We start from the raw sequence: 20,256 nt of genomic DNA on the forward strand, positions 1-20,256 counted from the left end.
AGGCAACACTCCCTAACCACCAAATAGACTGCCGAGGAAGCCCTCTAAACCGCCTTTGCCCAGACGCTCGCCACGAATTTTTGCCAATTTCTCCAGCAGCTCACGCTCCTCATGGGTGATATGGGTGGGAATTTCGACATCAACGGTAATTAGGTGATCGCCCCGCGCCACGGGATTGCCCACCCGCGGAACACCGCGACCTTCTAGAACTAACACGGTGCCGGGTTGGGTACCCGCGGGAATTTTCAGTTCTGCTTCTCCATCCACCGTGCTGACGGAAATCCGACAGCCAAGAATTGCTTGCAGGTAGCTAATTTTAATCCGCGACAGGATGTTGTTGCCTTCGCGCTGAAACTCAGGATCAGGTTGAACAAAAAGGTAGACATAGAGATCGCCGGGAGGCCCTCCCCGCAAACCGGCATCCCCTTCACCTGAGACCCGCAGCCGTGTGCCGTTGTCCACCCCAGCAGGAATCGTAATTTTTAGCTTTTTGCTGACTTGGATATGGCCTTGGCCGCCACAGGACTCACAGCGGTCTTCAATCACCACACCGGAACCGCCACAGGTTGGACAGGTGGTTAGCTGGGTAAAACTGCCAAAGGGAGTTCGTGCCGATCGCCGCACTTGACCAACACCACCACAGGTACTACAGGTAACTGGTCGTGTGCCGGGTTTTGCCCCTGTGCCTTGACAGGTCTTACAGGTTTCCAAATGGTTAATGCGAATTTCCTTCTCACCACCAAAAACGGCTTCGCGAAATTCCAGTTTTAGGTCATAGCGCAGATCCTCACCTCGAGTGGGTCCCTGCTGCCGCCGACTGCTAGTGGTAAAACCCCCAAAGAAGGTTTCAAAAATATCGGCGAAGCCACCCATATCGCCAATACCAAAGTCACTAAAGCCAGCCGCTCCCACCCCACTAACGCCGGCTTCCCCAAAGCGATCGTAGTTGGCTCGCGCTTGGGGATCCGAGAGCACCTCGTAGGCGCGGTTGATTTCCTTGAACTTTTCCTCAGCGCCCGGTTCTTTGTTGACGTCGGGGTGATACTTGCGAGCCAAGCGCCGATAGGCTCGTTTTAATTCTTCAGCATCCGCAGACCGTGAGACACCTAGGATCTCATAGAAATCACGAGCCATAGCCACCGTTACCTAAATTAATCAACCGCTTCATAATCTGAAACAACTGTTTCTTCATTATCGCTGATTATTGTGGCCTCGCTATCTAAAACTTGAGTCGCTTGGGAACTCATCGTCGCCCTCCCCATTGTCGGGGTGGAGGTCATCATTGAACCACCTGCCGTCTGTTGATAGACCACGCTCCCCAAGGTCACCAAGGCCTGCTGCAGGGCTTCCATGCGCTTGCGAATTTCATCGGGGGTAATGTTATCATCCACCATTGCTGCCTGCATACTCTGAACCACTGGCTCAATGCGTGCCCGCAGCTCCGGGCTCAAGGTAATGCCATGATTTTTAATCGTTGACTCATAGCTGTAGAGCAGGGCATCAGCTTGGTTGCGCAGTTCGGCAATCTCTTTCTTGATTTGGTCTACTTGGGCATAAATTTGTGCCTCTTGGCGCATGCGCTCGATCTCCATGCTACTGAGGCCACCGCGATTGGTGATGCGCACACTTTGTTGGCGGCCCGTGGCGCGATCGACGGCAGACACACTCAAGATGCCGTTGGCATCAATATCAAACGTCACATCAATTTGCGGCACCCCCCGAGGGGCGGGGGCAATCCCCGTAAGTTCAAAGCAGGCCAGTTGTTTATTGTCCTTGGCAATGGGGCGCTCCCCTTGATAGACGGCAATTTCAACCACCGTTTGGCCATCGCTAGCGGTGGAAAAGGTTTGAGTTTTGCTCGTGGGCAAGGTAGTGTTGCGTTCGATAATTTTTGTAAAGACACCGCCTAGGGTTTCCAACCCCAAAGAGAGGGGTGTGACATCCAGCAGCAGGAGGTCTTTAACGGTCGTTTCTTTGCCAAGAATTCCCCCTTGAATGGCTGCACCGATGGCAACCGCTTCATCGGGATTAACAGAGCGATCGGGATTTTTGCCACAGAATTGCTTCACAAGCTCCTGAATAGCGGGAATACGGGTAGAACCACCGACGAGTAACACGCGGTCAATCTCCTCAACCGTCAAACCCGCATCGGCGATCGCCTGCTGCATGGGTTCAAGGGTTGCCTGCACCAAGTGGGCGCAGAGTTCCTCAAATTTACTGCGGGTCAGTTCCATTTCAAGGTGCTTAGGCCCCGTTTCATCCGCGGTAATGAAGGGCAGGTTAATGGAAGTGCTCAGGGTGCCCGATAACTCCACTTTCGCTTTTTCGGCAGCTTCGCGGAGGCGTTGCAGTGCCATTTTGTCCTTGGACAGATCGATGCCCTCCTGCTCCTTGAAGCAGGCCAAGAGCCAATCAACAATACATTCGTCAAAGTTGTCGCCCCCTAGGTGATTGTTGCCGGCTGTGGAGCGCACCTCAAAGACCCCATCCCCGAGTTGCAGAATCGAGACATCAAAAGTGCCCCCGCCCAAGTCAAAAACTAAAATGGTCTGATCTTGATCCTGTTTGTCAATGCCATAGGCCAAGGAGGCGGCGGTGGGTTCGTTGATAATCCGCAGCACCTCAAGGCCGGCGATCGCCCCCGCATCTTTGGTCGCCTGTCGCTGCGCATCACTAAAGTAGGCTGGTACAGTAATTACGGCTTGGGTCACGGGTTCCCCTAGATAGGCTTCTGCATCCTGCTTCAGCTTTTGCAGGACCATGGCGGAAATTTCTTGGGGGGTGTAGGTGCGATCGCGAATCTGCACATCCACCATGCCATCGCGACCCGGCACACAGGCATAAGGAACACGGGCACGCTCTTGAGCCGTTTCCTCCCAGCGACGACCAATAAACCGCTTGATACTAAAAATGGTGTTTTCGGCATTGGTGATGGCTTGCCGCTTAGCCAGTTGACCCACCAGCCGTTCGCCCGACTTGCCAAAGGCAACAATACTAGGGGTGGTGCGCCCGCCCTCTGCATTGGGAATCACGACAGGATTCCCCCCCTCTAAGACTGCCACACAACTATTTGTGGTTCCCAGGTCGATGCCAATGATTTTACCCATACCCGTAATCGCTGTTTCCCAAAATGCGTTTCAGGAGAAGACTTCTTGCAAAAAGTCTGACTCTTTTAGGATGCCGCAATGCTGATGCTATCGTAACACCTGAATTCAGGGCAAAACTGTTTACCAGTAATCTTAGTCAACTGGAACAGGATTGACCAGAGCCTTACTCGCGAATCAGCGCCACTGCCACACGGCCATGGCCCTCATCGGTAATGGTGACCCGAATATTGGGGCCAAAGAAGGTCTGCATCTTCGCTTGCTTCGATTGCCACACCTCAAGGGGAACCGCCGGCGAGTCAAATTCCAAAATTAATGTATAGGCACCATCGGTGAGCCTCTCGGCGATCGCCACCAGGACAGGACGCTCGGCAGCCGAAGGACTCAGGCCTAAACTAGCCAAGGTGCTATCGAGATGTGCTTCTTGACCATAACGATAGCGAGTAACATCCTGACGGATTTGAGTTTGGGTCGGTGTTGCTTGGCTACGGCCAGCGATCGCCTCCGGCGTTGGGACTTCACGATAGGGCACTGGCTTGAGTTCTGCCGCCTTTAAGGCCAATCCTGCCAACAATAGGGGCACACCATAGAAAAAACCAGCCAGATTCAAGGTGGCATTCCCCGCAGCATAGGCCACCACCCCCACCACCGTCAGCAGTACACCGACAGTTAGCCCCAACGTTCCCAACGATACAGACCCCAACATGCCCCTTCAACCACTAGCGGTAATTGGTAAATTGTAATGGGACGGGATAATCTTGCGTTTTCAGGCGTTGGATCACCGCTTGTAGGTCATCCTTTGACTTGGCACTGACCCGCACCACATCCCCTTGGATCGAGGCCTGCACCTTCTTAAATTCATTGCGGATGAGCTTGCTAATTTCCTTGGCTAGCTCTGAAGGGATACCGCGGCGCAATTTAATCAACTGTTTAACCCGCTGGCCCCCCGCTGCCTCCACAGGCCCATAGTCAAAAATTTTCAGAGACAACTGCCGCTTCGCTGCCTTCTGCTGCAGAATTGTTTGCACTGAATTGAGTGTAAACTCACTATCGGTGTGAATCGTCAGTCCCTCTTTTGTCAGTTCAAGGGCAGTCTGGGTATCCTTAAGGTCATAGCGGGCTTTGATCTCTCGCCCAGTCTGATCCACCGCATTGACCAGCTCTTGCCAGTCAAAATCGCTCACAATATCAAAGGAAAACGTGCTTGCCATGCCTAGGGTTTTTGGGGACTCACTTGACCAATTACCTTTAATTTACCGTCATCGGTGACCTGCCAAATGTCATAGACCCCCACAACATCCCCATTTTCATCAATATCCACATTGCCACTGGCGCCTTGGTAGTTAATTTCTTTGCCTTGCCGCAGTAAAGCCAGCGCGGCGCATACATCATCCACTGCTTCCCCCGGTGGATTGGCCACATCGCGCAATTTGTTGCGAATTCCTTCACCAGTATTTTGTCCGGAGGCCTGTGCAGCCAATACAAGGAGCGCGGCGGCATCCCAAGCCTGAGCACCAAAGGCAGGGAGATCACCACCTTTTTTCGCTCTCCAGAGTTTTTGGAGTTCAGCCAGGGCTGCACCATCGGCGCCGGGTACAGTGCCCTTAGCACCAGCAATGATGTATTTGCCGTCGGGGGTGCGTCCCACTTGCTCTGGGAAACTTTCAGACTTCACACCGTCGGTGAGGAGAATCGCCACATTTTGAGTTAGACCTTGCTCAAAAGCGGATTTCAGGAGTAAGCTGCCCGTTTCCGGATACAGAATGGCCACCACAGCATCAGGTTTGCCGCCAAAGGCAGCAGCGGCCTCTGTCGTGAAGGTAGTCGCTCGCTCATCATAACGGGTCGGACGGTCTTCATTGATCACTGTTCCCCCTAGGGCTTTGAAGGCACGGGTAAATTCCTGCTCAAAGCTGCGGCCGTAGTCGTTGTTGATGACAACTGTAGCAACCCTTTGATAGCCTTGCTGTTGGGCCAGTTGGGCAAGGGCTTGGGCTTGGTAGTTATCAGGGGGAGCGGTGCGTGCCCAATATCCCTTAAAGTCCCCTTTCTTGGCCCGTTCCGTAAGGAGGGTACTGGTACTGCCGGGGGAAATCAACATCACCTGACCGCGGGTGGCAATATCGGCTGCGGCATTGGAGACACTGCTGCCAAAGGAGCCAACCACCCCTGCAACGCGGTCAATCTCGACCAATTTGGTCATCGCTTCAGCACCAGAGGCGGGATTCGATTGATCATCGGCGGCAATGAGCGTGACCGGCTCGCCGTTCACCCCACCACAGGCATTCACTGTTTCCACCAACAGGGGCACGACCTCAGCAATGGGGGTGCCCACGGAGGCTAAGTCACCGGTTGAGGGCAATAATGAGCCAATGCGCAGCCCTTTTCCCGTTGGGGCGGTGGTAGTCGTGTCCGCCCCGCAGGCACCAATGGTAAAGAGGAGGAGCAGCCCTGCAAAAATCTTGGCGGCTGCCCATCCGCTTGACGGCTGTTGACCCATAGCTGTGCACCCTCACAATTTGCCAGAATCCTACTGCAACTGGGGAAATCTTGCAATGCGCAAAGAGGATACCCTAGGCAAAAAAGGGCATTTTCACATCAACAGCCCCTTGGCAGCCAATGCTCTGTGGATGAGTGCGCTTAGGTAGAGGGACGCACTTGCCGCGCCATATTCAAGAAGGCAGCCATATTGGCTCCCGGACGACGACGGGCAAAACGGGTGTAGGGCACACTGGGAGTAACAGGGGTCGGTGTGGGTTCTACTGGAGCTGCGGCAACGGGTTGAGCGGGTTGAGGAGCAGGCGCAGCTTCAGCGGTTGGGGCCGCTTCTGCTGCTTTAGTGGTGGTTGGCGGTGCAGCAGGGGCAGCCTTGCTCTCATCTAATTCAATGTAAAATTCGCCCTTTTTGCCCAAGCCAAAGAGCTTAGCGATCGCCCCAAATAGGCCAAAGAGAGCCCCAAACAGTTTCTTCAACAGATTCATTTCAAAGCCTCCCAAGCGGTCGTTATCGCTGCAGGTAGTAGAGGATACAGCTCCAAGACGTCCTGAAGCTGTTGAGACTTTATTATCGGACGGTAGGTGGCACCAATCAACCTGAAAGAGCCTGGGCATTCCTTACTTTTATAAAGTGGGACACATCAGGGGAAAGCCAGCCTCTAGGTTTTCACAGTTTTCAGGGTGTGCTACCCCTGGGAAAAGGGCTGTAACTGAATGTGGAAAGTCTGAGGGGGCTTATGTTACATTTTTCAAAGTAAAGCAGCGGTTTCGCAGGACTAATCACTCTTATGAACAAAGTTTACGACTGGTTTGAGGAACGCCTCGAAATTCAGGCGATCGCTGACGATATCACCAGCAAATATGTGCCGCCCCACGTAAACATTTTTTACTGTCTTGGTGGCATTACCCTCACCTGTTTTCTGATCCAATTTGCCACCGGCTTTGCCATGACGTTTTACTACAAACCTACGGTGGCTGAAGCCTTTGCTTCTGTGCAGTACATCATGAATGAGGTCAACTTTGGCTGGTTGATCCGCTCCATTCACAAGTGGTCCGCCAGCATGATGGTCTTGATGATGATTCTGCACGTTTTCCGTGTCTATCTTACCGGTGGCTTCAAGAAACCCCGCGAACTCACTTGGGTGACGGGTGTGGTTTTGGCGGTGATTACCGTCAGCTTTGGTGTCACGGGCTACTCCCTGCCTTGGGACCAAGTGGGCTATTGGGCGGTCAAAATCGTTTCCGGTATCCCTGCGGCGATTCCCGTGGTCGGTGACCAACTGGTGGAACTGATGCGTGGTGGTGAAAGTGTCGGTCAAGCGACCCTCACTCGCTTCTATAGCTTGCACACCTTTGTGCTCCCTTGGTCAATCGCCGTCTTTATGCTGATGCACTTCCTGATGATTCGTAAGCAGGGCATTTCGGGTCCCCTGTAAGCCAAGCATCAAGAAATGTAACAGAGCCTGCCATTTTCGGCGGTTCCTCTTGTTATGCTCCAAGTAATCTCCCCCTTGCTGACCCTCTAGGAGAACGATTGATTTATGGCAAAAGTTTTGAAAAAGCCTGATTTAACGAATCCGGCTCTGCGGGCAAAACTGAAAAAAGGCATGGGCCACAACTACTATGGCGAACCTGCTTGGCCCAATGACCTGCTTTACATCTTCCCTGTGGTGATTATGGGCACGATCGCCCTTGTTATCGGTCTGGCGGTGATGGATCCTGCCATGGTGGGCGAACCAGCAGATCCCTTTGCCACCCCCTTGGAAATTTTGCCAGAGTGGTACCTCTATCCCACCTTCCAGATTTTCCGGGTGGTACCCAACAAGCTGCTGGGTGTGCTCATGAATGCCTCGATTCCCTTGGGCTTGATGCTGATTCCTTTCATCGAAAGTGTCAATAAGTTCCAGAATCCCTTTCGTCGTCCTGTGGCCATGACGGTCTTCCTCTTTGGCACACTGGTCACCCTGTGGCTGGGTATTGGTGCTGCTTTCCCCTTGGATAAGTCGCTCACCCTTGGCCTATTCTAACCATCTTAGAAACGACTCTATGGCCTGCGCATCTGGCGATCGCCGGGTGCGCTGTTTAGTTTGAATGTTGCAGGTCAATTTTTTCAATAAAGGGGCGAATTTCATTGAGATCAATGTAGCGATCGGTGGCATTGCGCAGTTCACGGGCAATCATTCCTTCGGTGGAAACCACTGTAATATGGGTGTTTTTGGAACGCAGTAACTCGATTGCTCGCTCAAAATCACCATCGCCGCTAAAGAGAACCACGCGATCGTACTGACCAACGGTGTTGAACATATCAATCACAATTTCAATGTCTAAATTGGCTTTTTGGTAGTACTTGCCAAGGCTTTCATCGTAGTACTCTTTCAACAGTTTTGTGCGCACGGTGTAGCCAAGGTTAATGAGCGCATCGCGAAACGAACGCTGATCCTGCATATCCTTAAGGCCGGTGTACCAAAAGGCATTCACCAGTACAATCTTGGGATCACGGGTGAAGAATTCAAGGACACGACGGGGATCGAAAAACCAGCCGTTTTTCTGCTGGGCATAGAACATGTTATTTCCATCGATAAAAATTGAGAGCCGTTCTTGAGCAGGAAGCATAATTAGGGAGAACCTATGGATCAGTGATGGATGTGTAATAGGAGAACAGTTGATAGAAGCTTGAATAGGCGATGGGTTTTATAGATTCTCTGAGGAGGGAGCTTAACAGGATTCAAAAGAGAAGGAGCTCGCCCCTCAGCAGATAACAGGGTAAACCGAAAGAGAGGATAAGTTCTAGGATTGCTAGTAATCAGAAAAATAAAAGTTAGCCAATGGTTTAGTGGGAACACTTTTAAGAAAGAGAAAATATTTTTAATGCTTTTTTAATCACTGGAATCTATTTTAATGGAACTCCATAGGAGATGCCACACTTTTTCCTTGGCGATCGCCCCTGAAAAGCCGAAAAAGGGGGCAATGCCCCCAATCGTTAACGTTTTCCCACCAATTTTCAATACAGGGCACGTACGGGTGGAGCGGGCATAGCTGCGGGGCGCGGTGGCGGGGCAAAGAAGGGGGGTTGCGAGGGTGGTAGCGGCGACTCCACCCTCAAATTACAGGGAAAGGGCGTACCATACATCGAAGTACAGAAGGGGCTATCGAGATCACGGGTGCGGACAGGAGGTTGATTGCTTTGCTGATACCATGCGTCCTCAGAAAGATAGTTGATTCGCCGGGCCCGCTTGGTGATATCGTTATCGCGATAGCTAGGAGCACCAAACGCAAAAGCGGCATCGCCAGCGATCGATTCATCCTCCCAGTACCTTTGGCTGTCATCAATGCGTTCCAAGGCTTGGGGCAAGGTGGGCTGAGTGACCGGAAATTGTTGCGGATCAATGGGTTGGCGGCGGTTTTGGGCAGTTGCCGGAGCGACCACCGCTGCCAACATGGCCACACAGACCAGCGGCACAAATTTTATGCCCATAGGTTTATCTCCATAAGCGTTTTACACTTCGGCAACAGTGATAGGCCTAAAGGGTGTTAGGTATCCTAGGATTTCTTGCTTAAAATTATTCTAAATTGACTTCTCCTGCTGCCTCTAGAGGACTGTGCCGCTTTTTGCAGCGCTGACAATTCCTAAAAATAATCTCAGGGGTTAGGCCAGTGCAATGCCAGACGCGGATTTAAAGCCGATACAGGCTGCCCTACAGCAATACTGGGGCTATTCTGAGTTGCGATCGCCCCAAGCAGAGGTGATGAGGGCACTCCTGCAACGACGGGACGCCCTAGTGGTGCTGCCCACAGGAGCGGGCAAAAGTCTCTGTTTTCAGTTGCCAGCCGTGCTTCAAGGGGGATTGACGCTGGTGGTCTCGCCGCTGCTCGCCCTCATGGAAAATCAGATCACCGAATTGCGGCAACGGGGGCTTGCGGCCGCCGCCTATCACAGTGAACTGCCCAGCAGTCAACGCCGCCAAATTCTCTCGCAGCTAAGGGACTACCGTTTGCTGTATGTTTCGCCGGAGTCCTTATTTTCTAACCCTCTTTGGCAATCCCTCTGTTCAGCGCAGGTGCAACTCAATGGCTTGATTGTGGATGAAGCCCATTGCCTTGTGCAGTGGGGCGATCGCTTTCGACCGGCTTATCGTCGCTTGGGAACGGTGCGCCCTGCCCTTCGCCAATGTAAACCTCAGCAGTCACCACTGGCGATCGCTGCTTTTACCGCCACTGCCGATCCCCATGCCCAACGCACCCTCATTGAGGTTTTAGGTCTAGAGCAGCCGGTGCAGATCATCCACAGTCCCTACCGTGCCAATCTCCATTTGGCTGTACGTTCTGTGTGGAGTCGCGGGTATCGCCGCCATTGTCTCCAGCAATTTCTCAAGCAGCAGGGGAGAACCTGCGGATTGATCTATGCCCGCACCCGCCACGACTGTGAAACCATTGCCACTTGGCTGCAGGAGCAGGGACACCGCACCAGCCCTTACCATGGCGGACTACCGGCAGCACAGCGGCGCCAAATTGAGCGTGATTGGTTGCAGGACAAACTGCCTTTTGTGGTCTGTACCAATGCCTTTGGTATGGGAGTCAATAAACCCGATGTGCGTTGGATTTGCCACTACCAGCCGCCCCTGCAACTCAGTGAATATCTCCAAGAGGTGGGACGCGCTGGGCGAGATGGCGAAGCGGCACAGGCCCTGGTTTTGGTGAGCGATCGCTGGGGCTTGGATCGCGAAGATCAACAGCGTTGGTCTTTTTTTCAGCACCAAAGTCAAGACACCTACAATCGCGCCATGGCACTTCAGACGCAGCTGCCCCTCCAGGGTAATCTGCAGCAACTGCGGCAACACTTTCCTGAAGTGGAATTGACCCTGGCATTACTGCATCAACAGGGGGCCCTCCGCTGGCAAGATCCCTTTCACTATTGCCGTCAACCCTTGGCACAGGTGCCACCCCCACCCAAAGACCCTCAAGAACAGTTGATGCAAAAGTTCCTCTATCACCGGGGCTGCCGCTGGCAGTTTCTCCTCCAAGCCTTTGGTTTTGCCACTGAGGCAAGGGGATTCCACTGTGGCCATTGCGATCGCTGTCGGCCGCCGCACCGCTCCCGCAAAATACCGTAAATTGCCAGCGCTGTATCACTGGAATATTGGGTACACTGGCACATAGAACGGTCGCTTTACCATTGGTAGGCAAAAGTTTCTCAGCAGTCATTCTGTTGCCGCAAGGTAGGGGTTGCAGGCATGGGGCTACTACAAGTTGAGGAAATTCGCGAAGCACTTCAAGATGTGCTTTCAGAACACGCCCTTGTTGTGCAAGTTAATCAGTTTCGCAACCAATTAAACATTATTTTGAACAAGCCCCCCGGCACCGTTGCCCATTATTCTGCCCTAGCGGATTTTCTCAAGTCGCGCTTGGGACAGTTTCATCTCAATGATATTGACCGCATTAAAATAATTGGCCGCATACAGGGTTCGCCTAAACCCGATTGGGAAGAGGTCATTGATCTACGTCCCCCCAACCCAGCCCTAGCTGCCCCTGTGTATGCTTCTTCTGCCCCGTGGGTGGTGGCGATCGCTGCTGGCTTTGTCAGTTTACTGGTGATCTTTAGCTATCACCTTGGTCAGTAGCAGCAACAGCAACGGCTGTAGCCGTTGATCGAAGGTTCCTTTGGTCAAAAGGGCGTCGTGATGACGGACTTTAAGTGGCACATTGAGGGTGGTACAGGGTTTATTGTCGGGGTTCTTAAAAACTACAGTAAAGGGTATTTTCGCTTAGTTCAGGCGGACTTTGAACTCTTTGACCAAGGCGGTCAGCAAGTTGGGACAGTGGCGGTACAGGTTTATGGTCTTGGCCCTGAGGAAACATGGCAATTCCGTGAACTGATAGCCAATCATCAGGCAGTGCGAGCACGGCTGGTAAAATTACAGTCATTCAATTAAGGTTTTTCTAATGTTTAGGTTTCCCCAGCAGGGAGCGACACCGCTTGCTATGGCACACCTTAAAGCCCTGATCTTTGATGTCGATGGCACCTTAGCAGATACGGAGCGGGATGGCCATCGTATCGCCTTCAACAAGGCCTTTGCCGCCGCTGGTCTAGATTGGGAATGGGACATTCCCCTCTATGGTCAACTCCTGGCGGTGGCTGGGGGCAAGGAGCGGATCCGGTATTACCTTGAGTGCTTTCGTCCCGATTGGCCACGTCCCCAAAATTTGGATGCTCTGATTGCCGATTTACACAAGGCCAAGACCCGCTATTATACCGAGCTATTGGCGGCAGGGGCTATTCCCCTGCGGCCGGGGGTGAAACGGCTCCTCACTGAAGCCCGGGAAGCAGGATTACGTTTGGCGATCGCCACCACGACCACCCCTGCCAATGTCACCGCACTCCTTGAAAATGCCCTCGCTCCTGATGGCGTCAGTTGGTTTGAGATAATTGCTGCCGGGGATGTAGTTCCAGCCAAGAAACCCGCGCCCGACATTTACTTCTACACGCTTGAAAAGATGCGCCTCTCACCCCAAGAGTGCCTTGCCTTTGAGGATTCCGCCAATGGGATTCAGGCGGCCACTGCCAGTCACCTAGCGACCATTATCACGATTACCGACTACACCAAGGATCATGATTTTCGTGATGCAGCGCTGGTCTTGGATTGCTTAGGGGAACCGGACTACCCCTTTCAGGTTCTGCGCGGTGAGGTGGGTTGGACAACCTATGTGGATGTCCCCCTATTGCGATCGCTGCACCAGCAGTGGACAAGCACGTTGAGTCAGGGATAATTTTCTGGCCGCAGCGTTTTACATTGAATATGACCCCCTTAGTCTGAGGATCAAGGAACATAATGTACACGATTGATTTAATTCTGCGTCATGTCCCCATGCCCGTCAGCATTGAACGCAAGGAAAGTGCAGCAGCGATGGCAGTCTATCAGCAAATTCAGCAGGCCATGGCCAGTGGTACTCCAACTTTCCTCGAACTGACGTGCGATCGCCAAGTGGGCAAGAAGTTAACGGTGCTCACCTCAGAAATTGTCGCCGTGCAAATGGCGGATAAGGATGCCCCCTCCAGTACTATCAGTCGTGGGGGATTCTTTGCTCAATTAGTGCAGCAAACCAGCAACTGAGGGAAAATGCCTCAATAAAGTTGAGTTTTTCTTGGCAATGCTGATTCTTTGCCGTTAGGATACTAAGCAGACCGATCCGTAGGGGAACGTGAAGCAAATCCTCCCCGTCTGAAAGTCAGGTATCTCTGGTGTGTCGTAATAGGGTTGTCTATGGTGCAGCGTTTCCTGCCGGTTCTGATTTTGTTGGGGTGTAGTTTTGGTCTTGCGACCCCTGCCCTTGTGCGTGCCCAAGCCAATCAGGGCTTTACGTTTACTTGGGGTGAGGGGCCGAGTGGCCGACAGCAGTTGCAATACCACTTAGATAACGGCACCCCCGGTTTTATGGGCGATCGCTATTGGCTGCGGCTGGGTCAGCAGAAAGTGGCCATCAATCGCATTAACATTACCTATCCCGACTACTACAACGGTATTATTGATCCCAAAGGCATTGAGGTGCGCATCGGTGGCGATCGCGGCAATCGCTTCTTCCAATTTCGCCGTGACCCCGGCACCAAAATTCAATTGGCGGAAGTCTCCGTTGATCGCGATAACCGCGTGATTGATATTGTGCCGGCTGAGGTGATTCCCGCCGGAACACCGGTGCAAGTTATTCTCAATAATGTGCGCAACCCTAACAATGGCGGCATGTACTATTTCAATGCCCGCATTGGCTCCCCTGGAGATATTCCCCTCATGCGCTACGTTGGCACCTGGATTCTCAGCATTGCCAATAACTAAAACCCGTCAAACTCGAGCATTGGTGAGCGGGTTAGCCATTTCTAACTATTGCGGGGCGATCGCCCTAGACTAGTTTTTTGTCTATTATTGCCGGTTCACTCTTTACACCAGATGCCAGATTCCGTTAGGTCTTCATTCCCCTCCATTTCTCCTCTGCTCACGCCTCTGATGTACCGCCTCGTGGGGGACGTTGTCCTGCGGCGCTATTTTCGTACCCTTGAGGTGCAAGGGCAGGAGCGGGTGCCCCAAAGGGGTCCAGTGATCTTGGCCCCCACCCACCGTTCCCGCTGGGATGCGCTGATTATTCCCTATGTCACTGGGCGGCGGGTGAGTGGGCGCGACCTCTACTACATGGTGTCCCACGATGAGATGTTGGGACTACAGGGCTGGGTGATTGCTCAGTGTGGCGGTTTTCCCGTCAATACCCAAGCGCCTTCGGTGAGTGCGTTGCGTACGGGTGTGGAACTGCTCCGGCAGGGGCAAGCCTTGGTGGTGTTCCCTGAGGGGAATATCTTTCGCGATCGCCAGATTCATCCCCTCAAGCCGGGGTTGGCTCGCTTAGCCCTTCAGGCGGCCCAGCGCTGTGAACAAGCAATCCAGATTCTGCCAATTTTACTCGATTATGCCCAGCCCTACCCACAGTGGGGAAGTGCGGTCAAGGTAATCATTGGGGCTCCCTTGAGTACCGACAATTACGATGCCAGCCGGCCAAAAAGTGCTGCCCAACAACTGACCAGTGATCTCTTTAGAAGACTTCAGCAGCTCCAAGGGGGGCGATCGCCCCTGTGTTTTGCTTAGACCTCAAACTTCCATCCCCCTAAGCGTCCGTAGGCACAATTAAGGCTTCAAATTGTTGGCGAAGCTGCTCAGTCACTTCCTTGACGGCTTGCCGTGCCCCTTGGCGATCGCGCCGGTACAGAGGCCAATAGCTCTCTAAATTGAGAGGGTCGCCGACACTGAGGCGCACCTGCCGCAAACCCACCAAACGATTGAGATTCGAGCTTTTTCCCTCTAGCCAATCAAATGTGCGCCAGAGAATCAGCGCGACATCTGCAAAGCGATGAATCGTGAATTTCTCACGGATATAGCTACCCGTAATTGAGGTAAATCGCTCCGCAAGACGCATATGACGCAATCGCACATTGGCTTCCTCGGCCAACCAATCGGCTAGGCAGCGCTCTACGGCCGAAAGTTGTGCCAAATCACTGCGAAACATCCGTTCCCAAGCAGCCTGTTCAATGCGTCGGCAGCGACTCACAAAATCGGCACTGGGCTTCAGACCAAAGTAGGACTCTGCCACCACAAGGGCGCTGTTGAGGAGGCGCTGAATTCGCGCTGCCAATTTAGCATTGGCAGAGTCAAAGGGGGGCAGTTCGGGAAAATCTTGACCATAGGAGGTGGCATAAAAAGCCTCCAGGCGATCCAAGAGGTGGATCGCTAAATTCAGCAGGCGGCGGTAGAGGTCGTCTGGCTGGGTACTGTGAGAATCTGTAGGGCACCCAAGGCGGTTCTCCAGTTGTGCCATCAGCCTTGCCATGCGCTCCCAAGAGGGCTGACTGAGGCTGTACTGAATGCCAATGGGAAGAATGACCACGGGGAGCGATCGCCCCGCCTTGGCTAAATCTTCTAGACACCAAAATCCCAGTTGGGCCACCCCCGGCTCCAAAGGTGCGACCAGTTCGTTGTGCTCATTCGTTGCTCCCTCCGGCGCTGCCGCTAGGGGAAATCGTCCTCCGAGAAGTAGCTCCCGCGCTGAGCGCAGGGCTTGGCTATCGAGCTTACCGCGCATGATGGAAATCCCCCCCAACCGTGAAAAGAGCCAACCAATCTGCGCCCCTGCCCAGAGGGGAATCCCGCGATCGTAGAGAAAATAGCCATTTGTCGGCGGACGCAAGGGAATGCCCAGCCGCCGTGCTGTTTGCGGCAGTAAATGCCACATCAAATAGCCCATCACCAACGGATCATCCGTACAGGGATGGCGAAAGGCAATGAGGAGCCGGACCTGTCCCTGCTGAAACTGCTGGTAATAACGGGCAAGGGTCTCCACATTCACCCCTTCAACCCGCTGTAGCCCAAGACCATAGCGAATGTAGAGGGGCAGGAGTCTTGCTACTGTCCACCAGACGGGGTAGCTAAACCGCTGGGGGAGAAAATGCAACGGCGGTTGGGCAGTTGTCACTACACTGGACATTAGGCAAGCTCCTCAGGGCAATGGCTAAACTGAGGCAGTGGCCAACTCCGCAATTAACTGCTCTAACATCGGTTGATCGGCCCAATAGACAGCATTACAAAACTGACAGGTGGCTTCTGCCTTTGCCTCTGTGGCTAGGATATCTCTTAATTCTGCCTCCCCTAGGAGCTTGAGTGCCGCTAACATCCGTTCATGGGAACAGCCACAGTGGAAGCGCACCATTTGCCGTTGGGGCAAGATTTGTAAATCCATATCCCCTAAGAGTTCCTGAAAGATATCTGGCAGTGTCCGCCCTGCCTGTAGCAGTGGTGTAAAGCCCTTAAGATTGGCCACCCGTTGTTCAAGGGTCGCGATCAGGTGTTCATCATTGGCCGCTTTGGGTAGCACCTGTAACATCAACCCACCGGCGGCAGTCACCCCGGACTCTTCGACAAAAACACCCAACATCAGGGCGGAGGGGGTTTGCTCTGAGGTGGCGAGGTAGTAGGTGATGTCTTCTGCAATTTCGCCGGAGACTAGCTCCACCGTGCTGGAATAGGGGTAGCCGTAGCCAAGATCGTGGATGACGTAGAGATATCCCTGATGGCCCACCGCTGCCCCCACATCGAGTTTGCCCTTGGCATTGGGGGGCAGTTCAACACTGGGGTACTGCACATAGCCGCGAACTGTGCCATCGGCACCAGCATCGGCAAAAATGGTTCCTAGGGGACCGTTGCCCTGAATGCGCACATTCACCCGTGCTTGGGGCTGTTTGAAACTGGAGGCAAGGATTAAGCCTGCGGCCATGGTTCGTCCCAAGGCCGCTGTGGCCACGTAGGACAGTTGGTGACGTTTGCGGGCTTCATCAGTGAGTTGAGTGGTAATCACACCTACGGCCCGGATGCCTTCGGCAGCGGCAGTTGCTCGCAACAGAAAATCGGCCATGTTCAACCTACGAAATGTTTTGTTACATTTAGTGTGACATACTCCCACCGCTGACCAGGGCACAATGGGGCAAAAAACCATCAATCCTGCCTTTGGTGACCGATCCAGTACAGCCAGCCAGGGCTTAAGACTGGGAAGACCCCTAGCACTGGGGCTAGAAAATTGGCGATGATAGGCAAGCAATAGTCATTCAGCGTCCAGTCATTCCGCCTATGGCCATGCCCCTCACTGTCTTGCCTGCCACAACTGTTTTGACAGAAGCGACTCAATTGCCCCAGGGCGGCTTGATTACGGAGATTCCGACGCTGGCGATCGCCCACCGTTTGGCCCAGCAGTTGCGCCGCCATTGGCCCCTAGAGACCCCCTTAACGCTGATTGATGCGCAATACCAGAGTATCCCCCTGACCCTTGGGGAATTGGCCGAGCTCACCGATGCCAACTGTCCTTTACAGCTCTATGTGCCGCCCCCCTTGCCAGAGGCCTTGACGCAATTTCAACGCCTGATGGATGTGGTTCGAGAGCTGCGCCATCCGGAGCGTGGCTGTCCTTGGGATTTGCAGCAAACCCCAACCAGTCTCATTCCCTATGTCCTTGAGGAAGCCTATGAAGTGGTACATGCCCTGCAGGAGGGAGATGCGGGGGCGATCGCCGAAGAATTGGGAGACCTGTTGCTTCAAGTTGTTCTCCAGAGCCAACTTGCCCAAGAAGCCGGCCAATTTACCCTTGCTCAAGTCATTCAAAGGATTACCGATAAACTCATCCGCCGCCATCCCCACGTCTTTGGTGAAGTGGCACTCACCACTGCTCAAGAGGTGCGCGACCAATGGGAGCAAATCAAAGCGGCTGAAAAAGGCACCGAACTCCCCCTGAGTCAAACGCTGCAACGTTACGCACGCACCCTCCCACCCCTGATGGCCGGCATGAAAATTGGTGAGCGAGCCAGTCGCGCTGGCCTCGATTGGCCGACGATTAGTGGTGCATGGGAGAAATTTTACGAGGAACTGGCGGAGTTTCAGGAGGCCCTTCTGCAAGGGAATGCTGAGCAACAGGCAGCGGAATTAGGAGACCTGCTCTTCAGTGTGATTAACCTTGCCCGCTGGTGCCAACTGGATCCTGTTAATGCCCTGCAACAAACCTACCAACGCTTTATTCAACGCTTGGCCTGTATTGAGGCAGTCATCGATCGCCCCCTTGAGACGTACACCCTAGAAGAACTAGAAGCCCTCTGGCAACAGGCCAAAGTACAGTTAGCCACCGACAGCGAGGCAACCCCTATGGAGACTGAGGAAGAGGCCTAGTCCGCTGCGGCCCTTGCCACCTTCAGTTCATCGAGATTCCACAGGGGGCCCCCCAGCGCCGTGGGCTTGGCGCCAATGACATGATTGCGAAAAGCTGTAAGGGAGAGGGGATTCACGAGGTAAATAAAGGGGAGATATTCCTGAGCTAGTCGTTGGGCTTCCGCATAAATTTGCTGCCGTCGTTCCAGATTGAGCTCCTGGGCACCTTGGACATACAGGTCACTGATGCGCTGCTCCCAGTCAGCGACGACTCGACCCGTAATGGGTGGTTGATTCGGTGACGGTTGCTGATTGAATGTATGCAAAAGGCCATCCACACGCCAGATATTGGCACCGCTATTGGGTTCATTGCCCCCCCCAGTAAAGCCGAGGATATGGGCTTCCCACTCTAGGGAATTGGAGAGACGATCCACGAGGGTACCAAAGGCCAAAAATTGCAGATCCACCTGCATGCCGATCGCCCCTAGGTCCTGCTGAACTTGCGTCGCTATCGCCTCACGGATCTTGTTGCCCGCATTCGTGATCAGTGAAAAGCGGACGCGGTTCCCCTTGGCGTCAAAGAGGCGACCTTGCTCGTCGTAGCGGAAGCCTGCCTCTTGGAGTAATGCCTTGGCTTTGGCCACATTGTAACTGTAGGTGGGCAGTCCCTGCTCCGGCGAGAAGTAAAAGGGACTGTGTACGGGAATCGTTGAATGTTGGGGCGCTCCTAGGCCTTGGTAGAGGTTGTTAATCATCCGCTGGCGATCGAGGGCATAGGCCACTGCCTGACGGAACCGCACATCATTAAACCAGTCGGACTTCACGGGATCCACCAGCGGCTTGCCATTGCGGCGACCGCGATTGAGATTAAAGCAAATAAAGAGGGTGTTGGGACTGGGCCCACTATTGTAGATGGTGAACTGGCCACGCTTTTCCTCTCGTTTCAAAAGGGCAAACATTTCAGGGGTGACGGCCAATAAATCCAGACTACCAGAGCGAAATTGCAGCATGGCTGTGTCAGTGGATTCAACAATTTGCCAAATAAAGCGTTCTAGATGGGGCAGGGGCGATCGCCAGTAGAAGGGATTGCGCCGAAAAATCAACCGCTGGCTATTCACATAGCGATCCATGACAAAAGGGCCATTGCCGACAATTTGCCGGGGGTCGGTGTCTGTGCCCCACATGGACAGGAACTTCAACCGCCCTTGGCTATCCCGTTCCCGTACTGCTTCCTGCAGCCGGTGGGCAGGCAAAATTGGTAATCCCGTATTGCGTAAAAAAGGGGCAAAGGGTTCAGGCAGCTTAAACGTTACTTGGCGATCGCCTTGGGCAGTCACTTCCGGCAGCAACCCCTTCTGGCCGATGCGGAGAATATCGCGGCTACTGGTGGGAATCTCAGGATTGAAATAGATCTCATTGTAGGTGAAAACCACATCCTTACTGGTGAGGGGCACGCCATCCGACCATTTCAGATTTGGCCTGAGTTGAAAGACAATCTCCAGGGTCTCAGGCTTCATTTCCCAAGACTCAGCAAGGGCAGGCTCCAGTTCACCCGTGAAGCCATTTTCTTGAACTAACCCTGTGTAGAGATAGCCAAAAACATTGGGGGATTCTTGGCTCAGAGCATAGTTAAAGGTTTTCGGGTCTGAGGTGACGGCGGTCACCAACTGATTGCCACGGGGCATCACCAGGCCCCCACAGCTTCCAAGGCCAAGGGTGCACAGATAAACCAGCAGCGCAATCAGAGGCCATCGCCACCAGCGCATCAGCCGCCACCGACAATCGTCACAATTTCCAAGCGATCGCCCCCCTGGACATAGGTTGTTTCCCAAAACTGCCGGTGCAAAATTTCACCATTGTATTCAATGGCAACCAGGCGGGGGTGAATGTTGAGCAGGTTACAGAGTTCTGGAATCGAGAGCGATCGCTTTAAGGTGTGAGGAGTGCCATTGACATGAATGACGATCGCTGGCTCAGCAGGAACCATGGCTGTAGGGGTAAATTTGACCTACAGGAACTGTGCAAGAGTGGCCTCAATTTTGGTTTTTGGCACTGCGCCGACCAAAATATCCACCTTTTGGCCGCCCTTAAAAATCATCAGCGTCGGGATACTGCGAATGCCAAAATCAGTCGCCACCTTAGAGTTTTCGTCAGTATTGACCTTGACGACCTTGACTCTGCCCTGATACTCATTGGCGATTTCATCAACAACGGGTGCCACCATGCGGCACGGCCCACACCAAGGTGCCCAGAAATCCACTAACACAGGAATATCGCTATTTAATACTTCTTCTTCAAAGGTGGCATCTGTAACCGACAATGCACTGGACATAGGCAGAACCCTTATAGCGAATCAGCAACCTTAAAAATATACTCTAGCAACCTTTAGGCTAACCTTGGGCTTTGGACTATTTTTTTAATTTTCCGGACCCTAGGTA

General features: G+C 53.3%; 23 protein-coding genes. 10 read left to right on the plus strand and 13 right to left on the minus strand.

From position 1 onward, the window contains the following. Positions 1-12: 12 nt before the first annotated feature. The 6 genes from dnaJ to TLL_RS04035 form a co-directional block, all read right to left on the minus strand. Positions 13-1,134: a molecular chaperone DnaJ gene (dnaJ, locus tag TLL_RS04010; RefSeq protein ID WP_164920758.1), complete on the minus strand. Its 1,122-nt coding sequence runs from the start codon at positions 1,132-1,134 to the stop codon at positions 13-15. A 17-nt stretch (positions 1,135-1,151) separates the two neighbouring features. Then, positions 1,152-3,107: a molecular chaperone DnaK gene (dnaK, locus tag TLL_RS04015; protein WP_011056634.1), complete on the minus strand. Its 1,956-nt coding sequence runs from the start codon at positions 3,105-3,107 to the stop codon at positions 1,152-1,154. 163 nt (positions 3,108-3,270) lie between these two features. After that, complete coding sequence (locus tag TLL_RS04020; protein ID WP_011056635.1) at positions 3,271-3,810, minus strand: DUF2854 domain-containing protein; 540 nt, start codon at positions 3,808-3,810, stop codon at positions 3,271-3,273. A 13-nt stretch (positions 3,811-3,823) separates the two neighbouring features. After that, on the minus strand, positions 3,824-4,315 hold the full coding sequence (locus tag TLL_RS04025) for a YajQ family cyclic di-GMP-binding protein (protein ID WP_011056636.1): 492 nt from the start codon (positions 4,313-4,315) through the stop codon (positions 3,824-3,826). A gap of 2 nt (positions 4,316-4,317) precedes the next feature. Beyond that, complete coding sequence (locus TLL_RS04030) at positions 4,318-5,604, minus strand: ABC transporter substrate-binding protein (protein ID WP_011056637.1); 1,287 nt, start codon at positions 5,602-5,604, stop codon at positions 4,318-4,320. Between the two features lie 140 nt (positions 5,605-5,744). Next, entirely contained in the window at positions 5,745-6,086 is a 342-nt protein-coding gene (locus TLL_RS04035) for a hypothetical protein (protein ID WP_193329016.1), read from the minus strand. Between the two features lie 302 nt (positions 6,087-6,388). On the opposite strand from TLL_RS04035, the gene petB reads away from it, so the two are divergent. Both petB and petD read left to right on the plus strand, forming a co-directional pair. Beyond that, the gene (gene petB / locus TLL_RS04040) at positions 6,389-7,036 is read left to right on the plus strand and encodes a cytochrome b6 (RefSeq protein WP_011056639.1); all 648 of its coding nucleotides are present in this window, start codon (positions 6,389-6,391) and stop codon (positions 7,034-7,036) included. Positions 7,037-7,141: 105 nt separating this feature from the next. Next, a complete protein-coding gene (gene petD / locus TLL_RS04045; RefSeq protein WP_011056640.1) occupies positions 7,142-7,627 on the plus strand; it encodes a cytochrome b6-f complex subunit IV in 486 nt (161 codons plus the stop codon). A 55-nt stretch (positions 7,628-7,682) separates the two neighbouring features. On the opposite strand, the gene TLL_RS04050 is transcribed toward petD, so the two are convergent. Both TLL_RS04050 and TLL_RS04055 read right to left on the minus strand, forming a co-directional pair. After that, positions 7,683-8,213: an NYN domain-containing protein gene (locus TLL_RS04050; protein ID WP_011056641.1), complete on the minus strand. Its 531-nt coding sequence runs from the start codon at positions 8,211-8,213 to the stop codon at positions 7,683-7,685. 388 nt (positions 8,214-8,601) lie between these two features. Continuing rightward, positions 8,602-9,075 carry a hypothetical protein gene (locus TLL_RS04055; protein ID WP_011056642.1) on the minus strand — a complete coding sequence of 158 codons (474 nt, stop codon included), beginning with the start codon at positions 9,073-9,075 and terminating at the stop codon, positions 8,602-8,604. Positions 9,076-9,259: 184 nt separating this feature from the next. On the opposite strand from TLL_RS04055, the gene TLL_RS04060 reads away from it, so the two are divergent. The 7 genes from TLL_RS04060 to TLL_RS04090 all read left to right on the plus strand — a co-directional run bounded on the left by TLL_RS04060 (position 9,260) and on the right by TLL_RS04090 (position 14,224). Continuing rightward, complete coding sequence (locus tag TLL_RS04060; RefSeq protein ID WP_011056643.1) at positions 9,260-10,711, plus strand: RecQ family ATP-dependent DNA helicase; 1,452 nt, start codon at positions 9,260-9,262, stop codon at positions 10,709-10,711. 120 nt (positions 10,712-10,831) lie between these two features. Continuing rightward, positions 10,832-11,218 (plus strand): hypothetical protein, encoded by a 387-nt coding sequence (locus tag TLL_RS04065; protein WP_011056644.1) that lies wholly within the window; start codon positions 10,832-10,834, stop codon positions 11,216-11,218. Between the two features lie 60 nt (positions 11,219-11,278). After that, entirely contained in the window at positions 11,279-11,530 is a 252-nt protein-coding gene (locus tag TLL_RS04070; RefSeq protein ID WP_164920759.1) for an FxLYD domain-containing protein, read from the plus strand. Positions 11,531-11,540: 10 nt separating this feature from the next. Continuing rightward, positions 11,541-12,365: an HAD family hydrolase gene (locus TLL_RS04075; protein ID WP_011056646.1), complete on the plus strand. Its 825-nt coding sequence runs from the start codon at positions 11,541-11,543 to the stop codon at positions 12,363-12,365. A 62-nt stretch (positions 12,366-12,427) separates the two neighbouring features. Next, positions 12,428-12,709 (plus strand): hypothetical protein, encoded by a 282-nt coding sequence (locus TLL_RS04080; protein ID WP_011056647.1) that lies wholly within the window; start codon positions 12,428-12,430, stop codon positions 12,707-12,709. A gap of 150 nt (positions 12,710-12,859) precedes the next feature. Next, entirely contained in the window at positions 12,860-13,426 is a 567-nt protein-coding gene (locus tag TLL_RS04085) for a DUF2808 domain-containing protein (RefSeq protein ID WP_011056648.1), read from the plus strand. Positions 13,427-13,594: 168 nt separating this feature from the next. Next, positions 13,595-14,224, plus strand: coding sequence for a lysophospholipid acyltransferase family protein (locus TLL_RS04090; protein ID WP_231833823.1), 630 nt, complete (start codon positions 13,595-13,597; stop codon positions 14,222-14,224). 19 nt (positions 14,225-14,243) lie between these two features. On the opposite strand, the gene TLL_RS04095 is transcribed toward TLL_RS04090, so the two are convergent. Beyond that, on the minus strand, positions 14,244-15,617 hold the full coding sequence (locus tag TLL_RS04095) for a glycerol acyltransferase (protein WP_011056650.1): 1,374 nt from the start codon (positions 15,615-15,617) through the stop codon (positions 14,244-14,246). Between the two features lie 24 nt (positions 15,618-15,641). Further along, positions 15,642-16,541: an Hsp33 family molecular chaperone HslO gene (gene hslO, locus TLL_RS04100; RefSeq protein ID WP_011056651.1), complete on the minus strand. Its 900-nt coding sequence runs from the start codon at positions 16,539-16,541 to the stop codon at positions 15,642-15,644. 212 nt (positions 16,542-16,753) lie between these two features. Between hslO and mazG the strand changes: the two genes are divergently transcribed. Further along, positions 16,754-17,839, plus strand: coding sequence for a nucleoside triphosphate pyrophosphohydrolase (gene mazG, locus TLL_RS04105; RefSeq protein WP_011056652.1), 1,086 nt, complete (start codon positions 16,754-16,756; stop codon positions 17,837-17,839). Here mazG and TLL_RS04110 read toward each other — a convergent pair. From TLL_RS04110 to trxA, 3 genes are read right to left on the minus strand one after another with little or no spacing between them, the layout of a single operon-like run. Further along, a complete protein-coding gene (locus TLL_RS04110) occupies positions 17,836-19,584 on the minus strand; it encodes an ABC transporter substrate-binding protein (RefSeq protein WP_011056653.1) in 1,749 nt (582 codons plus the stop codon). The genes mazG and TLL_RS04110 overlap by 4 nt on opposite strands. Beyond that, positions 19,584-19,805, minus strand: coding sequence for a sulfur carrier protein ThiS (gene thiS / locus TLL_RS04115; protein WP_011056654.1), 222 nt, complete (start codon positions 19,803-19,805; stop codon positions 19,584-19,586). The genes TLL_RS04110 and thiS overlap by 1 nt, the downstream gene beginning before the upstream one ends. A 21-nt stretch (positions 19,806-19,826) precedes the next feature. Beyond that, positions 19,827-20,150 carry a thioredoxin gene (trxA, locus tag TLL_RS04120; RefSeq protein ID WP_011056655.1) on the minus strand — a complete coding sequence of 108 codons (324 nt, stop codon included), beginning with the start codon at positions 20,148-20,150 and terminating at the stop codon, positions 19,827-19,829. Between the last annotated feature and the right edge of the window lie 106 nt (positions 20,151-20,256).

The organism is Thermosynechococcus vestitus BP-1, assembly GCF_000011345.1.
GTDB lineage: Bacteria > Cyanobacteriota > Cyanobacteriia > Thermosynechococcales > Thermosynechococcaceae > Thermosynechococcus > Thermosynechococcus vestitus.